At 69.7% G+C, this 22620-nt stretch carries 18 protein-coding genes; 10 read left to right on the top strand and 8 right to left on the bottom strand.

What is annotated here, in order from left to right; all coding sequences use genetic code 11:
• Nucleotides 1–49 precede the first annotated feature (49 nt).
• The 4 genes from ACFRKB_RS17085 to ACFRKB_RS17070 all read right to left on the bottom strand — a co-directional run bounded on the left by ACFRKB_RS17085 (nucleotide 50) and on the right by ACFRKB_RS17070 (nucleotide 3278).
• Nucleotides 50–943, bottom strand: a complete 894-nt coding sequence (locus tag ACFRKB_RS17085) for a LysR family transcriptional regulator (protein WP_383106629.1) — start codon at nucleotides 941–943, stop codon at nucleotides 50–52.
• A gap of 282 nt (nucleotides 944–1225) precedes the next feature.
• Nucleotides 1226–2368, bottom strand: coding sequence for a cystathionine gamma-lyase (locus ACFRKB_RS17080; RefSeq protein ID WP_383106627.1), 1143 nt, complete (start codon nucleotides 2366–2368; stop codon nucleotides 1226–1228).
• Nucleotides 2365–2889, bottom strand: coding sequence for a low molecular weight protein-tyrosine-phosphatase (locus ACFRKB_RS17075; RefSeq protein WP_383106625.1), 525 nt, complete (start codon nucleotides 2887–2889; stop codon nucleotides 2365–2367). The genes ACFRKB_RS17080 and ACFRKB_RS17075 overlap by 4 nt, the downstream gene beginning before the upstream one ends.
• Nucleotides 2890–2897: 8 nt before the next feature.
• On the bottom strand, nucleotides 2898–3278 hold the full coding sequence (locus ACFRKB_RS17070; protein ID WP_383106624.1) for a phage holin family protein: 381 nt from the start codon (nucleotides 3276–3278) through the stop codon (nucleotides 2898–2900).
• A gap of 15 nt (nucleotides 3279–3293) precedes the next feature.
• Between ACFRKB_RS17070 and ACFRKB_RS17065 the strand changes: the two genes are divergently transcribed.
• The 4 genes from ACFRKB_RS17065 to ACFRKB_RS17050 all read left to right on the top strand — a co-directional run bounded on the left by ACFRKB_RS17065 (nucleotide 3294) and on the right by ACFRKB_RS17050 (nucleotide 5656).
• Nucleotides 3294–3611, top strand: a complete 318-nt coding sequence (locus tag ACFRKB_RS17065) for a cupin domain-containing protein (protein WP_129767324.1) — start codon at nucleotides 3294–3296, stop codon at nucleotides 3609–3611.
• 217 nt (nucleotides 3612–3828) lie between these two features.
• Entirely contained in the window at nucleotides 3829–4047 is a 219-nt protein-coding gene (locus ACFRKB_RS17060) for a DUF5326 family protein (protein ID WP_383106622.1), read from the top strand.
• A gap of 302 nt (nucleotides 4048–4349) precedes the next feature.
• Nucleotides 4350–5120: an IclR family transcriptional regulator gene (locus ACFRKB_RS17055; protein ID WP_383106620.1), complete on the top strand. Its 771-nt coding sequence runs from the start codon at nucleotides 4350–4352 to the stop codon at nucleotides 5118–5120.
• A 101-nt stretch (nucleotides 5121–5221) separates the two neighbouring features.
• The gene (locus tag ACFRKB_RS17050) at nucleotides 5222–5656 is read left to right on the top strand and encodes an SsgA family sporulation/cell division regulator (RefSeq protein WP_351392793.1); all 435 of its coding nucleotides are present in this window, start codon (nucleotides 5222–5224) and stop codon (nucleotides 5654–5656) included.
• 21 nt (nucleotides 5657–5677) lie between these two features.
• Here ACFRKB_RS17050 and ACFRKB_RS17045 read toward each other — a convergent pair whose 3' ends face one another.
• Entirely contained in the window at nucleotides 5678–7108 is a 1431-nt protein-coding gene (locus ACFRKB_RS17045; protein ID WP_383106619.1) for a YibE/F family protein, read from the bottom strand.
• A gap of 209 nt (nucleotides 7109–7317) precedes the next feature.
• Here ACFRKB_RS17045 and thiC point away from each other — a divergent pair, with 209 nt between their 5' ends.
• A complete protein-coding gene (gene thiC / locus ACFRKB_RS17040; protein WP_383106618.1) occupies nucleotides 7318–9144 on the top strand; it encodes a phosphomethylpyrimidine synthase ThiC in 1827 nt (608 codons plus the stop codon).
• Between the two features lie 68 nt (nucleotides 9145–9212).
• Here thiC and ACFRKB_RS17035 read toward each other — a convergent pair whose 3' ends face one another.
• The 3 genes from ACFRKB_RS17035 to ACFRKB_RS17025 all read right to left on the bottom strand — a co-directional run bounded on the left by ACFRKB_RS17035 (nucleotide 9213) and on the right by ACFRKB_RS17025 (nucleotide 12803).
• On the bottom strand, nucleotides 9213–10058 hold the full coding sequence (locus ACFRKB_RS17035; RefSeq protein ID WP_383106616.1) for a hypothetical protein: 846 nt from the start codon (nucleotides 10056–10058) through the stop codon (nucleotides 9213–9215).
• Nucleotides 10059–10205: 147 nt separating this feature from the next.
• On the bottom strand, nucleotides 10206–11321 hold the full coding sequence (locus ACFRKB_RS17030; RefSeq protein WP_383106615.1) for a metallophosphoesterase: 1116 nt from the start codon (nucleotides 11319–11321) through the stop codon (nucleotides 10206–10208).
• A gap of 369 nt (nucleotides 11322–11690) precedes the next feature.
• The gene (locus ACFRKB_RS17025) at nucleotides 11691–12803 is read right to left on the bottom strand and encodes a LacI family DNA-binding transcriptional regulator (RefSeq protein WP_030349867.1); all 1113 of its coding nucleotides are present in this window, start codon (nucleotides 12801–12803) and stop codon (nucleotides 11691–11693) included.
• A gap of 368 nt (nucleotides 12804–13171) precedes the next feature.
• Between ACFRKB_RS17025 and hisC the strand changes: the two genes are divergently transcribed.
• The 5 genes from hisC to ACFRKB_RS17000 all read left to right on the top strand — a co-directional run bounded on the left by hisC (nucleotide 13172) and on the right by ACFRKB_RS17000 (nucleotide 22607).
• Nucleotides 13172–14269, top strand: a complete 1098-nt coding sequence (gene hisC, locus ACFRKB_RS17020; protein ID WP_383106614.1) for a histidinol-phosphate transaminase — start codon at nucleotides 13172–13174, stop codon at nucleotides 14267–14269.
• Nucleotides 14270–14558: 289 nt separating this feature from the next.
• Complete coding sequence (locus ACFRKB_RS17015; RefSeq protein ID WP_383106613.1) at nucleotides 14559–16067, top strand: cytochrome ubiquinol oxidase subunit I; 1509 nt, start codon at nucleotides 14559–14561, stop codon at nucleotides 16065–16067.
• Nucleotides 16068–16081: 14 nt separating this feature from the next.
• Nucleotides 16082–17077 (top strand): cytochrome d ubiquinol oxidase subunit II, encoded by a 996-nt coding sequence (gene cydB, locus ACFRKB_RS17010; RefSeq protein WP_365976803.1) that lies wholly within the window; start codon nucleotides 16082–16084, stop codon nucleotides 17075–17077.
• Between the two features lie 140 nt (nucleotides 17078–17217).
• Nucleotides 17218–20883 carry a thiol reductant ABC exporter subunit CydD gene (gene cydD / locus ACFRKB_RS17005; RefSeq protein WP_383106611.1) on the top strand — a complete coding sequence of 1222 codons (3666 nt, stop codon included), beginning with the start codon at nucleotides 17218–17220 and terminating at the stop codon, nucleotides 20881–20883.
• A 20-nt stretch (nucleotides 20884–20903) separates the two neighbouring features.
• A complete protein-coding gene (locus tag ACFRKB_RS17000; RefSeq protein WP_383106610.1) occupies nucleotides 20904–22607 on the top strand; it encodes a sensor histidine kinase in 1704 nt (567 codons plus the stop codon).
• Nucleotides 22608–22620 lie beyond the last annotated feature (13 nt).

The raw sequence follows: 22620 nt of genomic DNA, 5'->3' as shown, positions 1-22620 counted from the left end.
AAGAGGTTCGCCCGGGATTCCCCTTCTGAAACTCCCGCCGGTTCTTCCCTCACCACTCCTCCGCGGCGCGCAGCAGCCATTCGTGCGCCCGCGCGACCGGGGGCAGGGTGAGCGTGCCGGTGCGTACGACCAGGAAGTAGGTGCGCAGCGGGGGTACGGGCGGGTCGAGCAGCGCGACCACTTCTCCGCGCTTCAGCGCTCCTTCGCAGAGGTAGCGGGGTAGTACGGCCAGTCCGGCGCCCGCGGCCGTGCATTCGAGGACGGCTCGCAGGTCGGGGGCGATGACGGTTCCCGCGGCGGCCGGCCGGGATTCGAAGACGGTCGCCCAGTAGCGGGAGACGAGCGGCAGGGACTCGTGCACCTCCACCACCGGCAGCTGCTCCAGCACCACCTGCCCCTCGCGCAGCACGTCATGGCCCAGCCGGGCGGCCCAGCGGGGTGCGGCGATCAGTACGTGTTCCTCGTCGCAGAGCGGAGTCGAGGTGAGCAGTCCGCCGCGTGGCCGGGTTGTGCTGATGGCCAGATCGTGGTGGCCGGCGGCCAGGCCCTCCAGGGTCTCCTCGGGGCTGCCGAAGAAGGAGGTGCGCAGGGCGAGGCCCTGGGTGGTGAGGGGGGTGAGGGCGGGCAGGGCGCGCAGGGAGGTGAACTCCGGCGGTCCGGCCAGGTGGAGTGTCCTGATGCCGGATTCCTCGTCGAGTCCGGTCTCGGCGATCTCGACGAGCGCGTCGAGATGGGGTGCGGCCCGCTGGGCGAGTTCGTCGCCGATGGTGGTGGGGGTCACGCCGCGGGCCTGGCGCAGGAAGAGCGGCCGGCCGAGCTGTCGTTCCAGGGTTCTGATCTGGCCGGTCACCGCGGGCTGGGAGAGGCCGAGCAGCGCCGCGGCGCGGGTGAAGGAGCCTGCTCGGTGCACGGTGACGAAGGTGCGCAGCAGGGCCAGGTCCATGTTCCCGCTCTCCCGTCTTGAGCCTCGGCCCCCGCGGCAACTCCGGACAGTCAACTATAAATAAGTCGATAGGTCGCTGTCGCTACTGTGATTGGACACTGACGCAGAGTCAACTAGCCTTGGGCAAATGGTTCTCCGCGCGTGGAACCTGGGACGGTCCGAGCCATGAGGGGGGAGGCTCGGACCGTCCGCCCGGAGGATCAGGAGGACCTGGACGCCCCGGAAGACCTGGACGCCCCGGAGGATCCGGAGTGATGGCGGAGCGGCGTGATGTGCCTGCGCTCAGGGAGCCGCCTCGTCCAGGGCCCGCAGGACGTCCGCGACCAGGTCTTCGGGATCCTCGGCCCCGACGGAGAAGCGGATGAAGCCCTCCGGTACGGCGTCGCCGCCCCACCGTCCGCGCCGTTCCGCCGTGGACCGTACGCCGCCGAAGCTCGTCGCGTCGTCGACCAGCCGCAGTCCGTCCAGGAAGCGCTCGGCCCACTCCCGGTCGGGGAGCACGAACGAGACCACGGAGCCGAAGCGCCGCATCTGCTGGGAGGCGATGCGGTACGAGGGGTCGCCGGGCAGGCCCGGGTAGCGCAACCCGCCGATGTCGGCGCGTGTCCCCAGCGCCCGCGCCAGCATCAGCGCGCCGGCGCACTGCCGGTCGACGCGCAGCTGGAGCGTGGCCAGTGAGCGGTGCGCGAGCCAGGCCTCCATCGGCCCGGGAATCGCCCCGACGACCTTGCGCCAGCGCCGTACGCCCGCCGCCAGCTCCGGATTGGCGCTGGTGACATGGCCGAGCAGGATGTCGCCGTGGCCGGTCATGCCCTTGGTGTCACTGGCCACCGAGAAGTCCGCGCCCAGTTCCAGCGGCCGCTGGCCGAGCGGCGTGGCGAGGGTGTTGTCGACGGCGACCAGCGCGCCCGCGGCGTGTGCTTCCGTCACCAGCCGCCGGATGTCGCAGACGTCCAGGCCGGGGTTGGACGGTGTCTCGATCCAGAGCAGCCGCGCCCCCTCCAGGACGCGCAGCTGGGCATCCGCAGCGGTCGGCGCGGTCCGTACCGTCACTCCGTACGCCTCCAGGCGTTCCCGCAGCAGCGGCAGGGCCTGGTAGCCGTCCTCCGGCAGGACCATCGCGTCCCCGGCCCGCAGCTGGGAGAAGGCCACCGCCGAGATCGCGGCCATCCCGGAGGCGAAGACGACGGTCTCGGCCGGCTCCCCCGGTGCCTCCAGCTCGCTGATGGCGCGTTCCAGATGGGTCCAGGTCGGGTTCTCGTCCCGGCCGTAGGTGTACGGTCCTGTCGGCTCGCCCGGCAGGTGGTAGTGGGCGGCGAAGACCGGTCCCGGCAGGGTCGGTTCGTACTTCACAGGGTCGGGCAGCCCGGCCCGTACCGCTCGGGTGCCGTCCCCGATGCTCATGCCGTCTCCTCGCTCGCTCATGCGGCCTTCTCGATCGTGTTCCGTACGGTGGCGAGCAGACCTTCGCTCGCCGCCTCCACCATCTCCAGGCACTCCTCGAAGGCGGCGCTCCCGCCGTAGTACGGATCGGGCACGCCGAGACCGCCGGACGGTTCGCCCGCGACGTCGGGGGAGAGTCCGCGGGAGAGGTCGTAGGAGCGCAGCAGGTGCACCTTCGCCGCGTCCCCGGGCGTCGGAGCGAGGTGCCGCAGCTCGCGCAGATGCCCTTCGTCCAGTGCGATCACCAGGTCGAGCCGCGGGAACCACGAGGCGTCGAACCGCCGCGCGGTGTGCTCGCTGCCGTAGCCGTGCGCGTCGAGTACGGCGACGGCGCGCGGGTCGGCGCCGTCGCCTTCGTGCCAGCCGTCGGTGCCCGCGCTGTCCACCTCGACCAGGGTGTCGAGACCGGCTTCCGTCAGCCGTGCGCGGAAGACGGACTCGGCTATGGGCGAGCGGCAGATATTGCCCGTGCAGACGAAGCAGACGCGATACGGAGAGGTCATGGGGCCGCTCAGTCCTTGCCGTCGGGGAGCACGACGTTCAGCGCCCACGACACGATCGAGATGACCAGCCCGCCGAGCACGGCCGTCCAGAAGCCCTCGACATGGAAGCTCAGGTCGAGCTTGTCCGCGAACCACGAGGTCAGCAGCAGCATCAGGGCGTTGATCACCAGCGTGATCAGCCCGAGTGTCAGGATGAACAGCGGCAGTGTCAGCAGCTGCACCACCGGCTTGACTATGAAGTTGACCAGGCCGAAGAGCAGTGCGACGAGCACCAGCGTCAGGACCTTCTTGCCGGTGCTCTCGCCGGTCAGGGTGATGTTCTGGATGAGCCAGATCGCGACTGCCAGGGCGCCCGCGTTGGCGATCGTCTTGACTAGGAAATTCTTCATGTGTCTGATCGTGGCATGAAGGCATTCCGACTGGATGAGCTGGAGGCGGAACGTGCCGCCAACGACGGGGCGTATCTGCAGTTTGTGCGGGAACGCAACATGTCTGTGGGCCTGTACGCGCTGGACGCCGGAGCGAGCGACCCGCAGCAGCCGCACCGGCAGGACGAGGTGTACTTCGTCGTGAGCGGCCGCGCCTCGCTCACCGTCGGGATGGAGACCACGCAGGTCAGCCGGGGAAGTGTGGTGTACGTACCGGCCGGAACCGCGCACAAGTTCCATCACATCAGTGAGGATCTGCGGGTGATGGTCGTGTTCTCCCCGCCCGAGGGCTGACCTCCGCCCCTCCGTCCCTGTCCGTTCCTGTCTGTCCCTGACCGTGCCCCCCGGGGCTCTGCCCCTCCGCCCCTGTCCGCCTCCCGACCCTCAGGTCCGCCTCAGGGTCGGATCAGGGGAGATCGGGGGCCGTGGGGCCCCCGTGAGCGTTCTCCCGCATCTAGCATCGAAGGAGCACGATGGATACACGGGCTCTCGGCGAAGCGAGGTAAGGACGATGGCGGTTCGGGACGTTCTCACAGGACTGCCCTGGTGGGTGAAGTGGATCGCGGTTCCCGTGATCGTGCTCGTCGTGTTCGGCGGACTGATCACGACGGTCATCTCGATCGTGGTCGGCCTGCTCTTCAAGGTGCTGATCCTGGTGGCTCTGGTCGGTGGACTGGTTTATGTCGTACGGAAGTTCATGTCTTCCTCCTCGTCACGCGGTGACTGGTAGGGGGCCCGCGAGCGGGTGCGGCTCGAACGGCCGTTAGCCCGCGCGAGGGAAAGGTGAAGGGGAAACCATCCCTCGCCCCGGGCTGCCCTTAGAGTGGCAAACCACTGCCGCGCCCTGGGAAATCACCATCCAAGATCGCTCCGACCATTGGTTTGTGCGACTTTTCCGGGCGGGGCCTCAAGGTTCCTCGGGTCCGCCTCAAGGTTCCTTCGGTCCCTCGGTTCCCCTCAGGGGTGCGGCGGGCGCGCGGGGGCGGCCCCCGCGGGCGGGCTCCGGCCCGTCAGCACGCCTGGGGGTGACCTTTGGCCACAGCTACACGTACCGCGGCCCCAACCCTGATCGGTTCGGTACAGCGAGCGCTGCGACTGCTGGAGTCGGCGGGCTCCCATCCGGACGGGGCTCCCGCGAAGCAGCTCGCACGCGAGGCCGGGCTCCCGCTTCCCACCGCCTACCATCTGCTGCGCACGCTGGCGCACGAGGGCTATCTCCGCCGCGAGAAGGGCGTCTTCGTACTCGGCGACGCCGTACAGCGGCTGGCACACGGCAACGGCTCGCAGAATCGTCGCAGCAAGATCACCGAATCGCTCGGCCGGTGGCACGGCGCGACCGGCGTCCCGGTGTACTTCGCGGTCTACGACGACGGTGAGATCGATCTCGTCTCCGTGGCGGACAGCCCCGCGGCCCCGGCGGTCGCCCATGGGGCGGACATCCGTGAGACGGGGCACGCGCACGCGCTCGGGCAGTGTCTGCTCAGCCGGCTCGACGAGGAATCCCGTCACGATCATCTCGACCGCTATCCCGTCCGCCCGCTCACGCCCTACTCCGTACCGGACCGCCGGACGCTGCTGGAGCGCCTCGGCTCACTGGGACCGGCCGAGCCGGTGGTGGAGCGACAGGAATACCGGCTCGGCACCGTCTGCGCGGCCGTACCGATCGAGGCCGGAACCACCGCGGGCGCCGTGGCCATTTCCGTACCACTCCATCAACAGGACCGACTGCTTCCAGCGATCGAACGATTACACAGAGGGATCGAATCGCTGGCGAGCGCTCTCGCCGTCTCTATCAGTATCTGAAAAATTACTCCTTGTGATCTGCTAGCGCTTACAGGACGATTGCGTCAAGAGGGTCCACGGGATCATTCCCAGCCACTGCTTCATCTACTCCGGAGTACACGATGCGCGAGTCGGTCCAGGCCGAGGTCCTGATGAGCTTCCTCGTCTCCGAGGAGCTCTCGTTCCGAATCCCGGTGGAACTCCACTACGAGGTGAGGGATCCCTATGCCGTGCGGATGACCTTCCATCTGCCCGGCGATGCCCCCGTGACCTGGACTTTCGGCCGCGAGCTGCTGCTCGACGGAATCAACACGCCCAGCGGGGACGGCGATGTGCATATCGCGCCGACCACACCGGAAGAGCTCTCCGACGTCCATATGCGGCTCCAGGTCGGTGACGACCACGCGCTCTTCCGGGTCAGCGCGGCGCCGCTCGTGGCCTTCCTCGACCGTACGGACCGGTTGGTTCCGCTCGGCCAGGAGCGCACGCTCAGTGACTTCGAGGGCAATCTGGAAGAGGCGCTCGGCCGCATCCTCGCCGAGGAGAACGCCGGCTGACCGGCCACCCGCCCCGCGCGGTCACCTCTTGCGCCGGCGTCCCCTGCCGCCGAGCTTGCGGCCCAGCGCGTTCTGTACGGGCACGGAGAGGGCCGGCGCGGAGTCCGGTCCAGGCACTGGATCCCGTCCAGGCGCCGAACCCTGGCCGGGGCCCGGTCCTGTGGGCGCCGGGTACGGTGCCGCGGCGGGCGTCTCCGGGGCCTGCCGGTCGGCGGAGACCACCAGCGCCGCCAGCGCCGTGGTGACCGGCACGGACGCGACCAGACCGATCGAGCCCACCAGGGTCCGGACGATCTCCTCCGCCACCAGCTCGCTGTTCGCGACCGTTCCCATGCTCGACTGCGCGATCGAGAAGAGCAGCAGAAGCGGCAGCGCGGCGCCCGCGTAGGCGAGAACGAGCGTGTTGACCACCGAGGCGATATGGTCCCGGCCGATCCGGATCGCCGCCCGGTAGAGGGCACGAGGCCCCATCGTCGGATCCGCCTGACGCAGCTCCCAGACCGCCGAGGTCTGGGTCACCGTCACATCGTCCAGCACGCCGAGTGAACCGATGATCACGCCCGCCAGCAGCAGACCGCTCATATCGATCTCGGGATACAGACCGTGGATCAGCCCGGTGTTGTCGTCGGTGTTGCCGCTCAGACTCGCCCACCCGATGAAGACCGACCCCAGCAGTCCGATCAGCAGCAGCGAGATCAGCGTGCCCAGGACGGCGACCGAGGTACGCGCCGTCAGACCGTGGCACAGGTAGAGGGCGATCAGCATGATCGCGCTGGCTCCGACGACCGCCACGATCAGCGGGTTCGAGCCCTGCAGAATCGCGGGGAGGATGAAGAGCGTCAGCACGGCGAACGAGGCGATGAGCGCGACCAGCGCCATGACACCGCGCATCCGCCCCACCACGACCACCACGAGCGCGAAGATCCCGGCCAGCAGCGTCAGCGGCAACTTACGGTCCACGTCCGTCACGGAGTACTGGAGATCCCGGGGCGCATCGGGTGCGTATGCCACCACGACACCCTGTTTCACGTGAAACTGCCGCGGCGCGTCCGGCTGGACGACCTCGACGAAGGTGCGGCCCTTCTCCTTGCCGGTGGTGACCTCGACCGTGGCCTTCTTGCACTCCCCGGTCTCCGCCTGCTGCGCCTCGCGCCCCTGGGGCTGCGTGGTGTCGCCGGTCGACGGGAGCTGGGAAGCGTTGACGTCCTTGCAGTCGACCCGCTCGATCCGTACGACCTGGCCCTGTTCCGTCTGCCGGTCGAAGCCCACACCGGTGCGCTCGTGGGCCGGGGCGCCGCCCGGCCAGAGCACGGCGAGGCCGACGGCCACGGCGGCCGCGAACGGAATCAGGACCGCCGCGATGACCTTGCGGAGGTGCTGAGAGACCGGAGCGGCCGGCCCGTGGCTGTGCGAGTGGCCGTGCGCTTCATGAGTCTGCTGGGGAGGTGTCACCGACCGATCATCGCAAGAAGGAAGGGGCCCTCTGTTCAGCACGCCGGATATGACGCTAGCGTGGAGGCAACCTTTGCACACGCGGGAGCTCGGAGCACCGGGCTGAGAGGGCGCTGACCGTGTGGTCCCGGGGGCATTCCCCCGGACACTTTCGCTGCGCCGACCGCTGAACCTGTTACCGGGTAATGCCGGCGTAGGGAGTAGGTCTCATGACCGTTCAGGACGCACATCCGTCTGCCTCCGACTCGGGGAATCCGGGCGAGGCCGGAACGTCCATCGGCTGGCACAAGGGATATGTCCAGGGTTCGCGCCCGGACCTCCGGGTGCCGGTCCGCCAGGTGCATCTCACCAACGGCAAGGACGTGACGCTGTACGACACATCGGGCCCGTACACGGATCCCGGCGTCGAAACCGACGTACGCCGTGGTCTCGCACCGCTGCGCGAGAACTGGATCATCGGTCGCGGTGACACCGCGGAATACGCGGGACGGCCGGTCCGTCCCGAGGACGACGGGCTCAAGCACACCTCACCGCGCGGGGGGCTGCTCCGCGGCGGATCGACCGATCTGCGGGGACTCGACGCGGTCTTCCCCGGCCGGCCGCGCCAGCCACGGCGGAGCCGGAACGGGCAGCCGGTGACCCAGCTCACATATGCCCGTCGCGGTGACATCACCCCGGAGATGGAGTACGTCGCGATCCGCGAGAACGTGCCCCCGGAGGTCGTCCGCGAGGAGATCGCCGCCGGGCGGGCCGTACTGCCGGCCAATGTCAATCATCCGGAGATCGAGCCGATGATCATCGGCAAGCGGTTCCTGGTGAAGGTCAACGCCAATATCGGCAATTCCGCCGTCACTTCCTCCATCGAGGAGGAGGTGGAGAAGATGACCTGGGCGACCCGCTGGGGCGCGGACACGGTCATGGACCTCTCCACGGGCCGCAATATCCACACCACCCGCGAGTGGGTGCTGCGCAACTCCCCCGTCCCCATCGGCACCGTCCCGCTGTACCAGGCGCTCGAAAAGGTGGACGGCAAGGCCGAGGAGCTGACCTGGGACATCTACAAGGACACGGTCATCGAGCAGGCCGAGCAGGGCGTCGACTACATGACGGTGCACGCCGGAGTGCTGCTGCGGTATGTGCCGCTGACGGCCCGCCGTAAGACGGGCATCGTCTCGCGCGGCGGCTCGATCATGGCCGCCTGGTGTCTCGCGCACCACAAGGAGTCGTTCCTGTACGAGAACTTCGAGGAGCTGTGCGAGATTCTCGCGGCCTACGACGTGACGTACTCCCTGGGCGACGGTCTGCGGCCCGGTTCCATCGCGGACGCCAACGACGAGGCGCAGTTCGCCGAGTTGCGCACGCTGGGCGAGCTCAACTCGACCGCGAAGCGGCTCGGCGTACAGACGATGATCGAAGGCCCGGGACATGTCCCGATGCACAAGATCAAGGAGAACGTCGACCTCCAGCAGGAGATCTGCGAGGAGGCGCCGTTCTACACGCTCGGCCCGCTCACGACCGATGTGGCCCCGGCGTACGACCACATCACCTCCGGTATCGGCGCGGCGATGATCGCGTGGTGGGGCACGGCGATGCTCTGCTACGTCACGCCCAAGGAGCACCTCGGTCTGCCCGATCGCGATGATGTGAAGACCGGTGTCATCACATACAAGATCGCGGCCCATGCGGCGGATCTCGCCAAGGGGCATCCGGGGGCGCAGGAGTGGGACGACGCGCTGTCCGATGCCCGGTTCGAGTTCCGGTGGGAGGACCAGTTCAATCTGGCCCTCGACCCGGACACGGCCCGGGAGTTCCATGACGAGACCCTGCCGGCCGAACCGGCGAAGACGGCGCATTTCTGCTCGATGTGCGGCCCCAAATTCTGCTCGATGAAGATCTCGCAGGACATCAGGCGCAGGCACGGCGGCGAGATGGAGTCGGCCGGGATGGAGTCCGCCGAGATCGAGGCGGGCATGGCGGAGAAGTCCAGGGAGTTCGCCGCGGCGGGCAATCGCGTGTATCTGCCGTTCGCGGACTGAGCGGGAGGCTTTCGCCGGGGCGCCCGTCGCCGGGGCGCTTCCGCGCGGAACCGCGCACCGGCCGGGGGCTACTCCGGCCGGTGTTCCGGCCCGCCGAAGTCGGGGCTGGAGAAGTCCGGGCTGCTGAACGTCGGGCGCTGGCCGGCGGTCGAGCCCTCGTCCGGGCTGGAGAAGTCGGGGCGGCTGTAGCCGATCTTGGGCAGGTGCGTCGCCGGCTGCGCCGGGCGCGGTGCGGGCGGGGCGGCCGGGGTCCCGGCGCTCGGGTCGGCCAGTGCGGCCCGCAGGAAGGGCAGGATGCCGCGCTCCAGCAGGGCCTGGCGCCAGGCATCCCGTGCGCGGGCCACCTCGTCGGGCAGTTCGCCGTTCCACGGTTCCCGGGCGGGAAGCTGGGTCGCGGTGTTGCGCAGCGCCGTGACGAGCAGACCTATCGCGGCGACCACGATGCCGACGACGGTGACGGCGGTGAAGAACCAGCCGACCGCGACCAGGCTGCGGGCGAAGGCGGGCGGCGGGCTGAGCGCTTTGAGGAGATAGCCGACGAGCAGGAAGATCACCGCCGCGGTGCCGCCGAGGACAGGGGCCAGTACGGCGATGACGGCCGCGAGCCCCGCTCCGGTGTCCGCCGCCTCGCTCCCCGACGGGGGCGAGGCGGTGTCATGGACCGACGAGGAGGAGGGCGCCGGTGAGCGGAATTCCTCGCGGATCTTCGCGAAGCGCTCGTATTCGGCGGCGGCGGACGTGGTGATCAGCGCCGTGGCGCTCAGGGCCATCGTGCGCAACTGCTCGCTGTTGAGCCGCTGTCCGGCCGCGGAGAGTTCCGCGTCGTCGTGTGCCTGGCGCAGTGCCTCGTCGAGGATCCGCTCGAAATCCGCGCGATCCTCGCCCAGCAGATGTGGAGCGCTGTTCATGTGCATCCCCCGATGCTCCGTAGGGCCGGTTCGCCCGTGTGGGACGGGCAGTTGGCGGAAACGGAGGAGAGCCTGCTACGGATAAGGCGATGGTAGAGCTGTTGTGGCGGGGCGTGACAGGGGGTTTCGGGAAATCACCTGTCACACATCGATTCAGTTATCCAGCGGAAGCTGGACGACCAGCAGCTTTCCCGCCATCGTGACGCCGCCGTCCATGGCGATGGCAAGTCCATCGGCATATACGTGCGGCCCTTCCACTACCGGGCCCTTGTCGCCTTCGTCGTCCGAAGCGTCTTCTGTACCGACTTCGCCGAGCAGATAGGGAATGGGGCTGTGTCCGTGGACGACACGCTGTCCGCCGTACTGGGAGAGCAGTTCGCGTACGGCCTCCGGCCCGCCGTCATCACGGAACGCGAAGCGTTTGGTGAGTTTGCGGAACAGATCCCAGCATTCGTCGGCGTCATTGCGGGTGAGGATCTGATGGACGGCGTCGTTCACGTCGTCGATGGTGGAGCCGTAGTCCAGATAGGCCGTCGTGTCGGAGTGCATCAGCAGATGCTCGTCCTCCTCGACGACCGCGTCGAGCCGGGACATCCACTGCAGATGGACGTCCTGGAGACGCTCCATATCGGTCCGCTGGCCGCCGTTGAGCAGCCAGGCGGCCTGGAAAGTGGCGGTGCCCGCACCTGAGTTGACGGGCGTGTCGCCGAATCGCTTGGCGCCGATGAGCAGCAGTTCGTGATTGCCCATCAGGGCCTTGCAGTAGCCGCCGGCCGCCGCCGCCTCGGCGGAGAGCCGCATGACGAGATCGATGACACCGATGCCGTCGGGACCGCGGTCGGTGAAGTCGCCGAGGAACCAGAGCCGGGCGTTGCCTGCCGCCCAGTGGCCGTCGGCGTCGATGAGGTCCTGCGCGGCCAGCGCGGCGAAGAGTTCGTCGAAATAGCCGTGGACATCGCCGACGACGTAGAGCGGGCCGCGGCCGTCGGGCGCGGACGCCTCCACGGGGTCGACCCGAACCTGGACGGTGTCCCCCCGGTTGATCACCGGGAGGTCGCGCTCGGTGGGGGTGTAGCCCTCGGGCGGTTCGTCGGCCGGGAACGCGTTGCCGGGATGCCCTGACGGTCCGTCGGCCGGAGGGCCTGACGGTCCGGGCTCTCCGGACTGCACGGGAACCTGCGCGTACGGCGGTACGCGGAAGTCGCGCAACGTCGCCGTCCGCACCACGGGTCCCTCGCCGGCCCCCTGTGTCATCGACCCCTCCACCACCGTCGCACCGCCGTACACCTCTCGGGCCCGCCGGACTGGATGGGGGTGAGCCCATCGCAGGTAGGACGAGGTCCGTGGTGTCGTGCGCCCATCATAGGAACGCCGCTCCCGCTCTGTGACGCACCAGGGGGGAGAATTCGGCGGGACCTCGGGTTCCACGGCTGTTTTCACGCCGATCGCCCGAAATGCGAGAAGGTCTGAACCTTCTTCCGGCCTCTTGGGCGGCGAGTCTCCGGCGCTGTCCGGCGGGTTCCCGGGGCCGTTCGGCGAGTCGTCGGGACCGTACGGCGGCTCGCCGGGCCGCCCGGCTGGTCTCCGGGACCGCTCCACCGGCCCGGGGACCGTACCGTCCATCGCCTCGGCCTTCGGTCAGTCGCCCGCGGGCGACCGGGGCGCGCTCACCGTGGTGCGCGGCGGCCGCCGTTGGGAGGAGGTCCGGATGATCAGTTCGGTCGGTATTACCTGCTCGACCGGCCGGCCGGTGTCGATTCCCTCGATGGCGTCGATGAGCAGCTGGATGACGGCGGTGCCGATACGGCGTGGTTTGAGGGAGAGCGTGGTGATGGGCGGTTCGGTGGCGGCGTACACCGTGGACTCGCTGCAGCAGACCAGCAGCAGATCCTCGGGGACGCGCAGCCCGTACCGCCGGGCGGCGGCGAGCAGGTCGGTGCCGTTGGGGTCGAAGAGCCCGTAGACGGCGTCGGGGCGGTCGGGGCGGGCGAGCAGCCGGTCGGCGGCGACGGCCCCGGCGCACGGGTCGTGGGCGGGATAGGACTCGTAGACCGGGTCCTGGCCGACGCGCTCGCACCAGTGCAGATACGCGGTGGTGGAGAGCCGGGTGTAGGTGTCCGTGGTGGTGCCGGTGAGCAGGCCGATCCTGCGTGCCCCGGCCGCCGCGAGATGGTCCAGCAGTTCGAGGACGGCCGCCTCGTGGTCGTTGTCGACCCACGCGGTGACGGGGAGGGTGCCCGCGGGCCGGCCGTCGGAGACGACGGGAAGGCCCTGGCGGACGAGTTCGGTGACGACCGGATCGTGGTCGGAGGGGTCGATGACGACGGTGCCGTCGAGGGCGACGTTCGACCAGACGTCATGGCGGGAGGTGGCGGGGAGGATGACGAGGGCGTAGCCGCGGGCGAGCGCGGCGGAGGTCGCGGCCCTGGCCATCTCGGCGAAGTAGGCGAACTCGGTGAAGGTGAAAGGTTCATCCCCGTATGTGGTCACGGTCAGGCCGATGAGTCCTGACTTGCCGGTACGGAGGGTTCGGGCCGCGGCGGAAGGCCGGTAGCCGAGGCGCTCTGCGACTTCTCGGACATGGCGTCGGGTGGCGTCGGGTAACCGTCCCTTGCCGTTGAGCGCGTCCGAGACAGTCGTGATGGAGACACCGGCTGCGGCGGCTACGTCCCGGATGCCCGCCCGACTTTGCCGGCTTCCCCGGCGGGTTGTGTCCGTCCGGCTCACCTGGTGTTTCCCTGCTGCTGTCATGGCGAGCCGATAGTAGGGCGCTGAGGGGCGGTGGGGCCGGTCGCATATGCACCCGGCAGCAGGCACGTTTCTGCATGATCAATCGTAACCAACGAGCCTGGAAACCAAGGGGTTTGGTGGATTTTGCATTGGTCTGCCATGCAGGGAGCGGCATGGACCTGTCGAAGGGTCCATGTTTCGAAGAGGTCTCAACTCACCTCTACGGGGGATGCGCGCCACGGCGCGGGCCACCGGCGCGCGGCGGGAAGGCGAGTGCGCCCCACTCCTGCGGGCTTTCACGGTGCCCGCCATTCGCAGGGGCCACGAATCCTCATAAGGTGAGCAGTATTGAAGATGTAAGGACCCGTGACGGCCGAGGAGGACCTGCGGTGAGCGAGACGAGCCCCAAGCTGCGTGCCGAGCTGGACGGCATCCCCACGTACAAGCCGGGCAAGCCGGCCGCGGCCGGCGGACCCGTCGCGTACAAGCTGTCCTCCAACGAGAACCCTTATCCGCCGCTGCCCGGGGTCATGGAGCAGGCGATCTCGGCCGCGGGTGTCTTCAACCGCTACCCGGACATGGCGTGCACCGGCCTGATGAACGAACTGGCCGACCGTTTCGGGGTGCCCGTCTCGCATCTGGCCACCGGCACCGGTTCCGTGGGCGTCGCCCAGCAGCTGCTTCAGGCCACCGCGGGCGCCGGTGACGAGGTCATCTACGCCTGGCGCTCCTTCGAGGCGTACCCGATCATCACGCAGATCTCGGGCGCCACCTCGGTCAAGGTGCCGCTGACCGCGGGCGAGGTGCACGACCTGGATGCGATGGCCGGGGCGATCACCGACAGGACGCGGCTGATTTTCGTCTGCAACCCGAACAATCCGACCGGCACGGTGGTGCGCAGGGCCGAGCTGGAACGGTTCCTGGACCGGGTGCCCGGTGATGTGCTGGTGGTCCTCGACGAGGCGTACCGCGAGTTCATCCGGGCCGCCGAGGGGGAGGGCGGTGGGGTTCCGGACGGGATCGACATCTACCGGGACCGGCCGAATGTGGCCGTGCTGCGTACCTTCTCCAAGGCGTACGGGCTGGCCGGCCTGCGGGTCGGCTTCGCGGTCGCCCATGAGCCGGTCGCCGCCGCGCTGCGGAAGACCGCGGTCCCGTTCGGTGTGAGCCAGATCGCACAGGAGGCGGCGGTGGCCTCACTGCGCGCCGAGGACGAGCTGCTGGGGCGGGTCGGCTCGCTGGTCGCCGAGCGGGAGCGGGTCCACCGGGGGCTGGTCGGGCAGGGCTGGACCGTGCCCGAGACGCAGGCCAATTTCGTATGGCTGCGGCTGGGCGCGCGCACGATGGACTTCGCCGCGGCCTGTGAGGCGGCCGGCGTGGTCGTACGGCCGTTCGCGGGCGAGGGCGTACGGGTCACGGTCGGCGAGAACGAGGCCAACGATCTCTTCCTGCGGGCGGCCGAGGCGTTCCGCAAGGAGATGCGGTGATGTAGTCCGGCCGTAGCCGGATTCCTGGAGCGTGGGGCGGTCTCTCCGAGGCCGCCCTTCGGCGTTCCCGGGGCCCCTTCGAGAGCGCTCTCAGGGGCCTTCGCCCAAGCGCGCCCACGGGTCGGTCCGAGGAGGGGACCCCCCACGCGAAGATCCGGAAAGCTGTGCGACATAATGCTTGTGAATGTGAACGCGTTCACAAGCGTGCCCCGGTTCCTGGCATTACGCCCAGGGCAAATGGGGCAGGCCGCCGCTGTGACCACGGCGATGTGATGTAAGGAGAGATGACGTGGACCTCGCTCTGGCGCCGGAGACCCTGTCGCGATGGCAGTTCGGCATCACCACCGTCTACCACTTCCTCTTCGTCCCCCTGACGATCTCGCTCGCCGCGCTCACCGCGGGCCTGCAGACGGCATGGGTGCGCACGGAAAACCCGAAGTACCTCAAGGCCACGAAGTTCTGGGGCAAGCTCTTTCTGATCAATATCGCGATGGGTGTCGTCACCGGCATCGTGCAGGAGTTCCAGTTCGGGATGAACTGGTCCGACTACTCGCGGTTCGTCGGAGACGTCTTCGGAGCCCCGCTCGCCTTCGAGGCGCTGATCGCCTTCTTCTTCGAGTCCACCTTCATCGGACTGTGGATCTTCGGCTGGGACAAGCTGCCGAAGAAGATCCATCTGGCCTGTATATGGATGGTCTCGATCGGCACGATCCTCTCCGCGTACTTCATCCTGGCGGCCAACTCCTGGATGCAGCACCCGGTCGGCTACCGGATCAACAAGGAAGCCGGACGGGCCGAGCTGACCGACTTCTGGGCGGTGCTCACCCAGGACACGGCGCTCACGCAGTTCTTCCACACCATCACGGCCGCCTTCCTCGTCGGCGGTGCCTTCATGGTCGGTATCGCGGCCTTCCATCTGGCCCGTAAGCGCCATATCCCGGTGATGCGGACCTCGCTGCGCCTCGGCCTGATCACCGTCATGGTGGCCGGACTGCTCACCGCGGTCAGCGGCGACACCCTCGGCAAGGTCATGTTCAAGCAGCAGCCGATGAAGATGGCCGCGGCGGAGGCGCTCTGGGACGGCGAGGCGCCCGCGCCGTTCTCCGTGTTCGCCTACGGGGACGTCGACAAGGGGCACAACGACGTCGCCATCGAGATCCCCGGGATGCTCTCCTTCCTCGCCAACAACGACTTCAGTTCACACGTCCCCGGCATCAACGACATCAACAAGGCCGAGCAGGAGAAGTACGGCCCCGGCGACTACAAGCCCAATATCCCCGTCGCCTACTGGTCATTCCGCTGGATGATCGGCTTCGGCATGGCGTCCCTGGCCATCGGCATGGTCGGGCTCTGGCTGACGCGCAAGAAGTTCCTGCTGCCGGCCGCTCTGCGGACCGGCGAGGACGAAGTGCCGAATCTGGTGCTCTTCCGGAACAAGGCACTCAGCCCGAGGTTCGCCAAGTGGTACTGGATCACCGCGCTCTGGACGCTGCTCTTCCCGCTGATCGCCAACTCCTGGGGCTGGATCTTCACCGAGACGGGACGCCAGCCATGGGTGGTGTACGGGGTGCTGCGCACCGCCGACGCCGTCTCTCCCGGTGTCTCCCAGGCCGAGGTGCTCACCTCGATGATCGTCTTCACCCTGCTGTACGCGGTCCTCGCGGTCATCGAGGTCAAGCTGATGGTCAAGTACGTCAAGGCCGGGCCGCCCGAGCTCACGGAAGCCGACCTCAACCCGCCCACCAAGATCGGCGGCGACCACACGGACGCCGACCGGCCGATGGCCTTCTCGTACTGAGGAGTTGAGGAGCAATGGAACTCCACGACGTCTGGTTCGTCCTGATCGCCGTCCTCTGGACCGGCTACTTCTTCCTTGAGGGATTCGACTTCGGCATCGGGGTCCTGACCAAGCTGCTGGCCCGTAACCGCAAGGAGCGACGGGTCCTCATCAACACCATCGGGCCCGTCTGGGACGGCAACGAGGTGTGGCTGCTGAGCGCCGGAGGGGCCACCTTCGCCGCCTTCCCCGACTGGTACGCCACGCTCTTCTCGGGCTTTTATCTGCCGCTGCTGCTCATCCTGGTCTGTCTGATCGTGCGCGGTGTCGCCTTCGAGTACCGGGCCAAGCGGCCCGAGGAGAACTGGCAGCGCAACTGGGAGAACGCGATCTTCTGGACCTCCCTGATCCCCGCGGTGCTGTGGGGTGTCGCCTTCGGCAACATCGTGCGTGGCGTGAAGATCGACGCGCAGAAGGAGTACGTCGGCACCCTCGGCGATCTGCTCAACCCGTACGCGATCCTCGGCGGGCTGGTGACCCTGGCCCTTTTCACCTTCCACGGCACGGTGTTCGCCGCGCTGAAGACGGTGGGGGACATACGGGTCAGGGCGAGGAAGCTGGCTCTCGGGCTGGGAGCGGTCACCGCCGTACTGGCGCTCGGCTTTCTGATCTGGACCCAGGCGGACAACGGGGACGGCAAGAGCCTGGTCGCGCTGGTCGTCGCCGTGGCGGCGCTGGTCGCCGCCATCGGAGCCATCGCGGCGGGACGCGAGGGCTGGTCGTTCGCGCTCTCCGGCGTGACGATCGTGGCCGCGGTCGCGATGCTTTTCCTGACGCTCTTCCCGAATGTCATGCCATCCTCGCTGAACGAGGCGTGGAACCTCACGGTGACGAACGCCTCGTCGACCCCGTACACGCTGAAGATCATGACGTGGTGCGCGGGGATCGCGACCCCGGTCGTACTGCTCTACCAGGGCTGGACGTACTGGGTCTTCCGCAAGCGGATCGGTACGCAGCACATCGCGGAGTAGCCACGGCGCCGGGGCCGGATCGAGCGGCGCCGGATCGTGCGGCGCCGGATCGCGAGGCGTCGGCCGTGCGGCGCCGGGTCACTCGGCGTCGGGGCGCAGGCAAGGCAGTAGCGGCAGAGCAGTAGGAGTAGGTGTTTCACGTGAAACCAATCGACCCCCGTCTGCTCCGGTATGCCAGGGCCACCCGATTCTTCCTGGTGGCCGTGGTGGTCCTCGGGGTGGCCGGCGCCGGGCTGGTCATCGCTCAGGCGATGCTCATCGCCGAGGTGGTGGTCGGTGCGTTCCAGCGCGGGTTCGACGGTTCTGACCTGCGTACTCCTCTGCTGCTCCTGGTGGCGGTCGCCGCCGGGCGCGGTCTGGTCTCCTGGCTGACCGAGCTGGCCGCCCACCGGGCGAGCGCCGCGGTCAAGTCGGAACTGCGCGGGCGGCTGCTGGAGCGGGCCGCCGAGCTGGGCCCGGGGTGGCTGAGCGGGCAGCGCATCGGTTCGCTGGTCGCGCTCGCCACCCGCGGGGTCGACGCGCTGGACGACTACTTCGCGCGGTATCTGCCGCAACTGGGGCTCGCCGTGGTGGTGCCGGTGGCGGTCCTGGCCCGGATCGTCACGGAGGACTGGGTCTCGGCGGCCATCATCGTGGTGACCCTGCCGCTGATCCCGCTGTTCATGATCCTCATCGGCTGGGCCACACAGGCGCGGATGGACCGTCAGTGGCGCCTGCTGTCCCGGCTGTCGGGCCACTTCCTGGATGTGGTCGCCGGGCTGCCGACCCTCAAGGTCTTCGGCCGGGCCAAGGCCCAGGCCGAGTCGATCCGTACGATCACCTCGGAGTACCGGCAGGCCACGCTGCGTACGCTGCGGATCGCCTTCCTCTCGTCGTTCGCACTGGAACTGCTCGCGACCCTGTCGGTGGCGCTGGTGGCCGTCACCATCGGAATGCGGCTCGTCCACGGCGAACTCGATCTGTACACCGGGCTGGTGGTGCTGGTCCTCGCCCCCGAGGCCTATCTGCCGATCCGGCAGGTGGGGGCGCAGTATCACGCGGCGGCCGAGGGGCTGTCCGCGGCCGAGGAGATCTTCACGGTCCTGGAGACCGAGCCTCCGGCCGGTGGCACGGGGGAGGTGCCGGGCGCGCTGCGGCTGGAGCTGGACGGGGTGACGGTCCGCCATCAGGGGCGTACGGAGCCCTCGTTGGACGAGGCCACGCTGACGGTCGAGCCGGGGGAGACCGTCGCTCTGGTCGGCCCCAGCGGCATCGGCAAGACCACCCTGCTCAATGTGCTCCTCGGCTTCGCCGCACCCGACGAGGGCCGGGTGCGGGTGGACGGCCGGGATCTGGCCTCCCTCGACCTGGAGCGCTGGCGCGAACGGATCGCCTGGGTGCCGCAGCGGCCGTATCTCTTCGCCGGGACGATCGCGGAGAACGTACGGCTGGCCCGGCCCGACGCGGACGACGCGGCGGTACGGGACGCGCTGCGGGACGCGGGGGCGTACGACTTCGTGGCGGCGCTCCCGGACGGCCCGGACACCGCGCTCGGTGAGGACGGGGCGGGGCTCTCGGCGGGCCAGCGGCAACGGCTCGCGCTGGCCCGCGCCTTCCTCGCCGACCGGCCGCTGCTGCTGCTGGACGAGCCCACGGCGGCGCTCGACGGCGAGACGGAGGCGGGCATCGTCGAGGCGGTGCGACGGCTGGCGGTGGGACGTACGGTGCTGCTGGTCGTCCACCGGCCCGCGCTGCTCGCGGTGGCGGACCGGGTGGTGACCCTCGCGGAGCGGGCGCGGCCCCTCGAAGGTACGGCGGGATCCGCGCGGCCGGACCTGCCGGAGTCCGCGGCGCGGCCTCTGACAGCTCTGACGTCCATGGCGTCGGTGGGGTCGGCGATCGAGGAGTCCGGGCCCGGTCTCGGCCTCGGCGACATTCCCGCGCTGCCTCCGTCCGGCGAAGAGCACGCCGTGCCCGCCTCCTTCGGCGCGGCCGACAGCGGAAACGGGACGGCCGACGGAGGCGGTGGAGGGCACGGGGACAGCGCGAAGGCCGCGACCCGGGCTCCGCTCGCGCGGATGCGGGCCGCCGCCGGTGCGCTCCGTGGCCGCTTCGTACTCGCGCTGGTCCTCGGAAGCTGCGCGCTCGGCTCCGCCGTCGGGCTCATGGCGGTGTCCGGCTGGCTCATCTCGCGCGCCTCCGAGCAGCCGCCCGTGCTCTATCTGATGGTCGCGGTGACGGCGACCCGCGCCTTCGGCATCGGGCGGGCCGTCTTCCGGTACGCCGAGCGGATCGTGTCGCACGACGCGGTACTCAGGATGCTCGCCGACCTCAGGGTCTCCGTCTACCGGCGGCTGGAGCGCATCGCGCCCGCCGGGCTGCGCGAGACCAGGCGTGGCGATCTGCTGTCCCGGCTGGTCGCCGATGTGGACGAACTCCAGGACTACTGGCTGCGGTGGCTGCTGCCGGTCGGCTCCGCCCTGCTGGTCGGCGTGGGCGCGGTCGGATTCACCGCGTGGCTGCTGCCCGGGGCGGGCGCCGTACTGGCCGTGGGGCTGCTCATCGCCGGCGTGGGCGTACCGCTCCTGAGCGGTGCCTGCGCGCGCCGGACCGAGCGGCAACTCGCCCCGGCCCGGGGACTGCTGGCCACCCACGTCGCCGATCTGCTCGGCGGCATCGCCGAGTTGACCGTCGCGGGCGCGCTGACGAACCGGATGCGCCGGACGCGGGAGGCCGACGGGACGCTGACGGCCATCGCCTCGCGCGGCGCGAGCGCCAACGCGCTCGGCGGCGGGCTCTCGGCCCTCATCTGCGGACTGACCGTCGCCGCGGCCGCTTATGTGGGCGTCGGGGCCCTGGCGGACGGACGGCTCGCCGGCGTCGAACTGGCCGTGGTCGTCCTGACCCCTCTCGCCGCGTTCGAGGCGGTCACGGGGCTGCCGCTCGCCGTGCAGTACCGGCAGCGCTCCCGGCGCAGCGCGGAGCGGGTGTGCGAGGTGCTGGACGCGCCCGTACCCGTACGGGAGCCCGAGCGGCCGGCCACCGCTCCCGCATCGCCCTTCCCGCTGGAGGTACGCGGGCTCGCCGCGCGGTACCCGGGGCAGCGGCGGGACGCGCTCACCGGCTTCGACCTGACCCTGACCGCCGGGAAGCGGGTCGCCGTCGTCGGGCCGTCGGGTTCGGGCAAGACGACGCTGGCTCAGGTTCTGCTGCGCTTCCTGGACGCGCGCGAGGGCGGCTGCCGGCTCGGCGGTACGGACACGGCCACGCTCGACGGAGACACCGTCCGGCGCTTCATCGGGCTGTGCGCGCAGGACGCGCACCTCTTCGACAGCTCCGTACGGGAGAATCTGAGGCTCGCCCGCACCGACGCGACCGAGGACGAACTGCGCGAGGCCCTGCGCCGGGCCCGGCTGCTCGACTGGGTCGACGCCCTGCCCGCCGGACTCGACACGCTCGTCGGCGAGCACGGCGCGCGGATCTCCGGCGGCCAGCGGCAGCGGCTGGCGCTGGCTCGGGCCCTTCTCGCCGACTTCCCCGTGCTGGTGCTGGACGAGCCCGCCGAACATCTGGACCTGGCGACGGCGGACGCGCTGACCACCGATCTGCTGGCGGCGACCGAGGGGCGGACGACACTGCTCATCACCCATCGTCTGCAGGGGCTCGACGCGGTCGACGAGGTGATCGTCCTCGACGGCGGTCGCCCCGTACAGCGCGGCTCCTATGCCGAACTGGCCGCCGACGAGGGGCCGCTGCGCCGGATGCTGGAGCGGGAACGCGCGGGAGACCTCCTGGAAGCACAGAAGTCGACTTTCCCTGTCAAATAGGTCTTATTAGGCTCAAGGGCATGGACGCGCCCGAATCCAAGGACCCCCTCGAAGCCGCCACCCGCGCGGCGACCAGCCTTGAGGGCCTGTCCGCCGAGACCGCCGCGCGCGTGCCGCAACTGCTGGAGGCGATGTGTTCGGTCGGCACCGGTCTCGGGCAGCACTCCACGCTCGACCGGATCTGTGAGACCGCGGCCGAACTCGCGGGCGCCCGGTACGCGGCGATCGGTGTGCTCGACGAGGAGGGCGAGGGCCTTTCCGACTTCGTGACGTACGGGGTCGGCGAGGAGGTGGCCCGGCGGATCGGGCGCAGACCGGACGGGCGGAGCGGCCTGCTCGGCGCGCTGATCAGGGCCCCCGAGCCGATCCGGCTCGCCGATCTGACGACCGATCCGCGCACCGTCGGATTCCCGCCGGGCCATCCGCCGATGCGGACCTTCCTCGGCGTCCCGATCCGCGTCAAGGACAGGACGATCGGCAACTTCTATCTGGCGGAGAAGACGGGCGGCGGCGAGTTCGACGACAGCGATCTGCGCCTGTTGCGGGTACTCGCCGTCGAGGCCGGGGTGGCCATCGGCAATGCCCGGCTGTACGAGGCGGCCCGGCAGCGCGAACGGTGGATCGACGGCTCGGTCGCCATCACCACCGCTCTCCTCTCCGGCGGCGACGCCGACGACGCGCTCTCCGTCGTCGCGGAACAGGCCCGCAGACTCTCCGATTCGGTGCTGGGCGCGGTGATGCTGCGCGCGCCGGGCGGCGGCCTGGAGGTCGTGGCCGTCTCCGCCGATCATCCGGTGATGAAAGTGGGCTCCCTCGTCCCGGCCGAAGCACCCGCCGCCGCGGCGCTGCTCGCCGGCGAATCCGTCTTCGTGGAGGACGCCGCCACCGACCCGCGCCTGGTGACCAGGCTGGCCACCGAGTTCGGCCCCGTCATGCTGCTGCCGCTGCGCACCGACGGACGGGTGCTCGGCGCGCTGGTGATGCCGCGTACGCGGGGCGCCGGCCCCTTCAGCAAGCGGGAACGCACGCTGGCCAGGCAGTTCGCCTCGCAGGCTGCGCTGGCCCTGATGATGGCCGAGGCGCAGCGGGACCGGGAGCGGCTGGCCGTACTGGAGGACCGCGACCGGATCGCCCGTGACCTCCACGATCTGGTCATCCAGCGGCTGTTCGCCACCGGGATGACGCTGGAGCGGGCCCAGCGCGGTGAGGTGGCGCCCGCGGTGCACCACGGCATCGACAGAGCGGTCGCGGAACTGGACGTGACGATTCAGGAGATCCGTACGGCCATCTTCGCGCTCCAGCAGGGACCTGCCGAGGCGCCGCCGGGGATGCGTACCCGGGTGCTGCGGGAGATCAATATGGCGGCCGTGCCCCTGGGCTTCCGGCCCGCCCATCGCTTCGTCGGCCAGGTCGACTCCGTCGGTGAACTCGCCGGGAAGAACATGATCGCAGCGCTCCGGGAGGCCCTTTCCAACGCCTTCCGGCACGCGCACGCCACCCGTATCGAGGTCGTCCTCGACTCCACGGTCCGGCTTCCGGACGGCGGGCGCGCGGTCCGGCTGTCGGTCGCCGACGACGGGGTGGGCATTCCGGAGGGCGGGCGGCGCAGCGGGCTGCGCAACCTCAAGCGGCGTGCGGAGTCGCTGGGCGGATCGAGTACGTGCGAGCGGGGCATCGGGGAGGGCGGGCGCGGTACGACGGTGGTGTGGGAGGTTCCGCTGTAGGGGGCGGTGTCCA

This window comes from Streptomyces scopuliridis (assembly GCF_042790125.1).
In the GTDB taxonomy this organism is placed as follows: domain Bacteria; phylum Actinomycetota; class Actinomycetes; order Streptomycetales; family Streptomycetaceae; genus Streptomyces; species Streptomyces scopuliridis_A.
The sequence above is the reverse complement of the archived record's forward strand: the minus strand, read 5'-3'. Positions and strand labels throughout refer to the sequence as shown.